General features: G+C 54.2%; 7 protein-coding genes. 1 reads left to right on the top strand and 6 read right to left on the bottom strand.

From position 1 onward, the window contains the following. Positions 1–40 precede the first annotated feature (40 nt). From ACR0BF_RS08005 to ACR0BF_RS08030, 6 genes are all read right to left on the bottom strand, one after another. Positions 41–1,174, bottom strand: coding sequence for a Gfo/Idh/MocA family protein (locus ACR0BF_RS08005; protein WP_480624636.1), 1,134 nt, complete (start codon positions 1,172–1,174; stop codon positions 41–43). Positions 1,175–1,185: 11 nt separating this feature from the next. Beyond that, positions 1,186–1,926 (bottom strand): sugar phosphate isomerase/epimerase family protein, encoded by a 741-nt coding sequence (locus ACR0BF_RS08010; RefSeq protein ID WP_170387240.1) that lies wholly within the window; start codon positions 1,924–1,926, stop codon positions 1,186–1,188. 52 nt (positions 1,927–1,978) lie between these two features. Then, on the bottom strand, positions 1,979–3,055 hold the full coding sequence (locus tag ACR0BF_RS08015) for an ABC transporter ATP-binding protein (protein WP_480624637.1): 1,077 nt from the start codon (positions 3,053–3,055) through the stop codon (positions 1,979–1,981). 6 nt (positions 3,056–3,061) lie between these two features. After that, on the bottom strand, positions 3,062–3,967 hold the full coding sequence (locus ACR0BF_RS08020; protein ID WP_170387236.1) for a carbohydrate ABC transporter permease: 906 nt from the start codon (positions 3,965–3,967) through the stop codon (positions 3,062–3,064). After that, positions 3,960–4,853: a carbohydrate ABC transporter permease gene (locus ACR0BF_RS08025; RefSeq protein WP_170387234.1), complete on the bottom strand. Its 894-nt coding sequence runs from the start codon at positions 4,851–4,853 to the stop codon at positions 3,960–3,962. Before ACR0BF_RS08025 ends, ACR0BF_RS08020 begins: the two co-directional genes overlap by 8 nt. Positions 4,854–4,922: 69 nt before the next feature. Beyond that, complete coding sequence (locus ACR0BF_RS08030; protein WP_480624638.1) at positions 4,923–6,149, bottom strand: ABC transporter substrate-binding protein; 1,227 nt, start codon at positions 6,147–6,149, stop codon at positions 4,923–4,925. Positions 6,150–6,319: 170 nt separating this feature from the next. Here ACR0BF_RS08030 and ACR0BF_RS08035 point away from each other — a divergent pair, with 170 nt between their 5' ends. After that, positions 6,320–7,381, top strand: coding sequence for a LacI family transcriptional regulator (locus ACR0BF_RS08035; RefSeq protein WP_480624639.1), 1,062 nt, complete (start codon positions 6,320–6,322; stop codon positions 7,379–7,381). Positions 7,382–7,563 lie beyond the last annotated feature (182 nt).

Raw genomic sequence — 7,563 nt, forward strand, 5'->3', positions numbered from 1 at the left:
GAAGCTGCTGACTTTGCGTCTATCGCGCAAATTGTGGTTTTCACCGCATTAGTTGGACTGCTTGTTCGGGGCCAAGCCAAGATGGTTGGGCGCAGGTCGTCGTCATGGATGCCCAGCCGCGATCCTGCGCTGAGGCCAAAATGCTGGTCATGACTTCAACAACATGGGTCGCCATCTCAAGGCTGCACCGGTGTGGACGGTTTTCCTGAATAGCCTGAGCCATTTCCGCGAGGCCTGCGCAACGATAGTTGGCACGATGCACCCCGGATCCATCCGAACCATTTGCTACAGATAATGGATGATTGTTGTCTGGTACTTGTGTGATTTCGCCCTGCGCCTTTGACATCAACACCTCGCCACCAAAAAAATTTGGGTCCGGAATGAACAAAGAGCCGCTGGTGCCGTATAACTCCATATTGTCGTGGCGATGCGCCCAGACGTCCCAACTTGCCCCAAATGTGATCAAAGCGCCGTTTTCGAACTCCAGGAGCGCGTGAACGTTTGTTGGGATCTCGACCGGAACCATTTCACCCAATCGTGGTCCATTGCCGATCTCGCGTTCAGCAAAGCTTGCCGAAGCCATGGCCGTCACGGCTTTAACCGGGCCAATCAACTGCACAAGATTAGAGATGTAGTAAGGGCCGAGGTCGAGGATTGGGCCGCCGCCTGGTTGAAAAAAGAAGTCCGGGTTCGGGTGCCAGGACTCCATTCCATGCGACATGACATGGCATGTGCCGCCGATGATCTCGCCCACCTCGCCGCTGTCGATTGCCGCACGGGCCGCCTGATGGGCACCGCCCAGGAAAGTGTCCGGCGCTGATCCGATCCGCAGATTTCGTTCTTGCGCCATTTTCCGCAGTGTTTCAGCTTCCTCAAGGGTCAATACAAACGGTTTTTCCGAATAGGCGTGCTTGCCATTTTCGAGGATCGACGTTGTGACACTGAAATGCGCGGCTGGAATCGTGAGATTGAGGATGATGTCGATATCGTCGGCTGCCAGCAGACCTTCGACCGTATCCGCGCGGACGCCGAACTCTTGAGCCCGGTCCTGCGCGGTTTCCATGTTCAGGTCCGCGACTGCCCGGATTTCAATATAGTTGAACAAAGGCGCAAGATTCAGATAGGCGGTCGAGATGTTGCCGCACCCGATTATTCCGACACCATATACCTGCATCGCGTTCTTCCTCAGAATGATTGAACAGTTGCGAGTGACCGTTGAGCCATCCGCTTGTGATCATTGGGATTATCGTGCTCGATCACGTAACGTCGCACGAGAGCAGCATCCATCGCCCGCTTGATCGCAGGCCAGTCCATCGTGCCATAGCCAACATCTGCCCAGCCGTCTTCGTCCGCGTTTTCTCCTACCGGAGCGATGTCCTTCACGTGCACTGCGACCAGCCGTCCTGAGTATTTTTCAATCCATTGGACTGGGTCCTCGCCGCTGAATTTTACCCAAGCGAGATCAAGTTCGATCTGGATATCCTCTGAGGCCGCGGCAATCAGATCTAGAGGTGTCTGACCGTCGACGGGCACCATTTCGAAGTCGTGGTTGTGCCAGGCAAAGCCAAGACCTGCGTTCAAGACAGGTTTGCTAGCAGAAACAAGACGCTCGCCAAATTCCTTCCACCCCTGCGCCGAGGATGGACGATTTTCGGGTGCCACAAACGGGATGACAATTGTTTGAATGCCGATTTTTTTTGCAACGTCGATCACACGATCAGGGTCGGTTTCGACCAAATCCAAGGCAAAATGTGCCGTCGGCATGGTCAGGCCATAGGCGTCGAGTAGGGATTTTGTCTTTTCAACATCATCAAAGTATGGACCGAAACCTTCGACCTCATTGATCCCCAGATCCGCGAGCATGGCAAAGGTTTCCTCCACGTCCCAGTTGCGCGAAGAATAAAGCTGATAGGAGATGGCAGGCATAACTCAATCCTTTGATTGTCTGACTGTTTCAATGATGGCGGACGCTTTTGGCTCACAGCCGCAGTTCGGATTTGGTGTCGAAGAGCGAGGCCTTTGATAGATCGAGCCCGAGCTGCAGTTTTTCGCCCACCGCGATCTTGGCCTGCCCATCCATACGGACGCGGAACGGGCTACCGGCAATTTCGCAGTCGACGAGTGTATCTGATCCTGTAGGCTCGATAAGGCTGACCGAAACATCTGTCTGGAAAGGGGCTTTGCCGACCAGTTCGCCGGTGATGATGTGTTCGGGACGGATCCCCAAAGTCGCAGGACCTGTCGCCGGGCCAGCGGAGAATTCGTACCCCGATAGTGGGATCGAAAGGTTGCCCGTTTCAAAAGCGCCGTCTTTGATGTGGCCTTCCAGAAAGTTCATTGACGGTGATCCAATGAAGTCAGCCACGTATTTGTTTACAGGGCGACCATAGATTTCTTCCGGTGATGCCAGTTGCATGATCTGACCGCCGCGCATAATCGCAATACGATCCGCAAGCGTCATGGCTTCGATTTGGTCGTGGGTTACGTAGATCATCGTATTTCCAAGGTTCTGGTGCAAACGCTTGATCTCGACACGCAGGTCCGCGCGCAATTTGGCATCCAGATTCGACAGCGGCTCATCGAACAAAAAAACGTCGACGTCCCGCACCAATGCGCGCCCTATGGCAACTCTTTGACGCTGGCCTCCCGACAGAGCGGCCGGTTTGCGTTTAAGCAAGGATTCGATTTGCAGGATCTCTGCGGCACGTTTGATGCGGGCTGCTATTTCGGCTTTAGGCAGCTTGGCGTTTTTCAGACCAAATGACAGGTTTCCCTCGACCGTCATTTGAGGATAGAGCGCATAGGATTGAAAAACCATGCCGATACCGCGCTCGGAAGGCTCCGCCCATGTCACGTTCTCGTCGTTGATAAAGAGCTGACCTGCGGTCACGTCAAGCAGGCCGGCGATACAGTTTAACAGCGTGGATTTTCCGCAACCGGACGAGCCGAGAAGCACTAGAAACTCGCCTTTGCCGATTTCCAGATTGAGGTTTTGCAGCACTTTGACCGAACCGAACGCCAGATCAAGATTTTTGATTTCAACTGAGTTGCTCATGAGGGTTTACCCTTTGACGGCGCCGGCCGCGATACCGCGGACGAAGAGTTTGCCGGAGACAAAATAGATGGTCAGCGGAACAAGACCTGTAATTATGGTCGCGGCCATATTGACGTTGTATTCCTTCACGCCTTGCGTGGAATTGACGATGTTATTGAGTTGTACCGTCATCGGGTAAGTATCCGGGCCGGTGTAGACTACGCCAAACAGGAAGTCATTCCAGATGCCTGTGACCTGCAGGATCACGGCGACGGTGAAAATGGGCACAGACATCGGCAGCATGATGCGGAAGTAGATGCGCCAGAACCCAGCACCATCGACGCGAGCGGCTTTGAACAACTCTTCCGGCAACGAGGTAAAGTAGTTGCGGAACAGCAGGGTCAGAATGGGCATGCCAAAGATCGTGTGGACAATGACCAACCCGGTGAGTGATCCATAAAGACCGACTTCTCGCAACATGATGACGATCGGATAGAGCATCACCTGATAGGGAATGAAGGCGCCAAATATCAGGATGGTGAAGAATGCGTTTGCACCTTTGAAACGCCAGTTCGCCAAGGCATACCCGTTCACCGATGCGACGACGATCGAAATTAGGACTGAAGGGATTGTTATTCTGACTGAATTCCAGAAACCGACCTTCAAGCCTTCACAGTTCAAGCCCGTACAGGCTTCGGACCAAGCCTTGACCCAGGGCTCGAATGTGACTTCGAGCGGCGGGGCAAAAATGTTCCCGACGCGTATTTCCGGCATTCCCTTCAGTGACGTGACGACCATGATGTAGAGGGGCAGCGCGTAGTAGAGTGCAGCGACGAGCAAGGTACCATAGAGAAAGATGTTTCTCCGCGAAAGCATCTTGGTGGGTTTGGGCCCCTGCGGCCCCTCGAGCGTCGTAGACATGACATCAACCATGTTTCTTCCCTCCTCCGAACTCGAGGATGGCCCAAGGGATGACGACAAGGGCCACTGTGAGCAGCATCATGGTCGAGGCAGCGAAGCCCTGACCAAGGTTGCTTGCGCCAAACATCATGTCGTAGACGTATTTGGCGGGAACTTCGGTGGCGATACCGGGGCCGCCGCTGGTTTGCGCGACGATCAAGTCATATAGCTTGACGATGCCGGTTACTGTCAGAACCAATGTCGTTATAAACACCGGGCGCATCATGGGAATGACGATGAACAGATAAGTTTTCCATGCGGGAATGCCGTCCACGCGTGCGGCTTTCCAGACATCCTGATCTATCCCGCGCAATCCGGCGAGCATGAGGACCATAACCAGCCCGCTGCCTTGCCAGAGCCCGGCAATCAGGACACCGAATATGGCGATTTCCGGGTTGTAAAGCGGGTCGAATTCGAAGCTTTGCCACCCCATTCCCCTGACGATGGCTTCGATGCCGAATTCAGGGTTCAGTATCCATTGCCAAACCAACCCTGTGACGACAAAACTCAGGGCATAGGGGTAAAGGATGACGGTGCGGATGGTGTTTTCAAAACGTATTTTCTGATCGATCAGCGCCGCGAGGATGAACCCGATCACGAACACCAGAGCGAGCATACAAAAGCCATAAATTGCAAGATTCTCGATCGCAACCAGCCACTTTTTCGTACCCCAGAGGCGGTCGTATTGATCAAGGCCAACCCAATTCAGCCGCGGCAGCAATCCCGAACTGGTGAAGCTGTAAACCACTGTCCAGGCTGTCCCACCAACGAACACAAACAGAGCGGTAACGATCATGGGGATCGAGGCTATTTTTGCGTTCAGGTTGCGGAACAGTTGGTTTGGGCGTTGCGAAGCCATCTGCTCCCCCTCCCTTCAACTGTTGGTGTCGGATTGCGGGCAAGTGAGCCCGCAATCCACTGTCAGTATTTATTCAGCCCGACCGATGATCTTGACGAATTCTTTCTGCGCATCTTCGGGTGTCATCGACGCATCCGCAAAGAACTCTGTGAACAGCGTTTTCAGCTGATCGTTGGTGTCTGGCGTGATCAACTGGTTCACGTCGGGCAGCAGCGCGCCCGCCTTGAGCAAATCGAGGCCTTTCGCCATGCAGTCATTGGCCGCGTCCAGGTTTACGTCACCGCGCACAGGGAGCGACCCCTTCTTGAGGTTGAAGGCCACTTGCGTTTCGGGATCGAGCATCAGTTTAGCCAGCTCGGTTTGCGCGGCGATCTGGGCTTCGTCCGAGAGAACAGGGAAGTAGAATGCATCTCCACCTGTTGAAAGACGCGGATTCATGCCCAGCCCAGGAAGGCAACTGTAATCCTCGCCAGCGGTAACGTTTGCGACTGCCATTTCACCCTGCGCCCAGTCCCCCATGATCTGGCCACCGGCTTCGCCTTTGATGACCAGCGCAGTCGCGTCGTTCCAATTCTGAACCGTTGAGTTGGCGGCCATTGACCGCGCATCGGCAGCAGCTTTGAAGACGCTGGCGACTTCGGCACCACCAGCAACATCCGTATTCTTGTCACCGTATACGCTGTTATAAACTTCACTTGGCAAGAGGCTTGCGATCAGAACACTGAACGCACCGGCCTGCTGCCAGCCCTGCTGACCCATGGCCATGGGGATCTTGCCCGCGGCTTCGAGCGCGGAGGCCGAGCCTACGAATTCAGTCCAATTTGTCGGGATGGGAACACCTGCATCTTCGTATGCCTTGTGGCTGACCCAGAGCCACTGCCAGGAGTGAATGTTGACAGGCGCGCAGTAGATGCGGCCATCAACAGTGCAGGAAGCCAGTAGAGAAGGCGGGTTTACCAGATCGGTCCAGCCTTCTGCTTCGGCAATGTCGGTGATGTCACGGAGCAGGCCCGCTTCGATCAGCTCTTCAGCCTGCCTGCCATGATTGAACTGAAACGCGCCCATCGGATCTCCGCCAACAATACGGCTTATCATGACCGGCCTTGCGTTGTCGCCGCCCGCGATGGCTGCATCGACCCAGGTGTTGCCTGTTGCGTTGAACGCGTTCGCGATTTCCTTGACCGCCTCGGCCTCACCGCCCGACGTCCACCAATGCATCACTTCCAATTCAGTTGCCGACGCGCTTGTCGCCACAAAAAGCGCTGTTGCCGAGAGCAGATATTTTATCCGCTTCATGTCATCCTCCCTTACTATAACGTTATAGTAAAAATCTATATCGTTACAGAAATACCTTGCAAGCATTTTTTTTGACTCGCTATAAATCCATCTGAGTACTGCCGAAGCCGATCGCGATGGAAGTACACATATTGCGCAAGTTGCCAACTATTGGTGAACGGAGAGGGTCGATGAAGAAAACGGTGGCCGAAGTCAGTCAATTAAGTACTGAAGAGTTGGTCTCTCAAGTTCTGCCGGGAGAGCGACCGACGCAGAAAACCATTTCGCGCATCAGTGGCTTAGCGGTGGCCACAGTTTCGCGCGCGTTGGGCGATGCACCGGACATAGGACAAGAGACAAAACAGCTTGTTCGCCACGTTGCGGATGCCATCGGCTACGTTCCGAACCGCGCTGGAGTGCGTCTAAGAACCGGACGTACAAATGTTATTTCACTTGTTGTTCCCGCCGAGGGCGACGTCATCAACAACACATCAAGATTGACCAGTTCGATTGCGCAGGAACTGCGTGGCACAAGGTTTCATCTCAACGTGCTGCCTTGGTTCCCCGACGAAGATTCGCTGCGGCCCATCGAGTATATCGTCAAGACACGCTCTGCTGATGCCGTCATCTTCAACATGACCGAACCCGAAGACCGGCGCGTCGAATACCTGCTTAAGCACAACTTCCCTTTTGCAACGCATGGACGGACAAAATGGTGCGAGCGGCACGCCTACTACGACTATGACAACAGCGCTTTCATGCGTGTGGCGATCAATCGTTTGGCTGCAAGAGGTCGGGAAAACATCCATGCGATCCTGCCACCGCTAAATCAGAACTATTCGCAAGATATGAAGCGCGGGCTGGAAGAAGCCTGCAGCAGGTTAGGCTTGAGTTACCGCATCGCTCAAAACGTTGACAGCGATCAGTCCTCGGACCAGCTCCGGCACTGGATAAAACACAGGCTACAGAACTCGTCGGAAGTTGATGCAATCGTCAGTTCGTCGTCTAAAACAGCGATTGCGGCAATCGTTGCGATTGAACAGATGGGGCGCAAGCTCGGCGAGGATATCGACGTGTATTCAAAAGAAGTAATCCCCGTCCTGAAAATGTTCCGTGAGAATATTGTCGTCGAGTTCGAGGATGTCAGTGACGCTGGCCGGTTTCTAGCCAAAGCCGTTTTGCAGTTGTTGCTGGAACCCGAGAAAAAGCCCATGCAGCACCTCGAAATTCCCGTTGACCGAATGCGACATTGAGTGAAACCCTCTGTTGCCGCGACGCAGAGCTCCAGAGAAGCACCGCAGTCGCCAAGTGACTGCTTTGTCCGGATGCTGTTGAAAAAGTCGATGTGTAAGCGCGGCGGAAATAGCGGCTGAAGTCTTCCTGCTCGGCTCTTCACGCCGAGATTGGTCTGAGCTTTGCAAGTTTGCGGAGGTTC

This window comes from Ruegeria sp. AG7, from assembly GCF_056541545.1.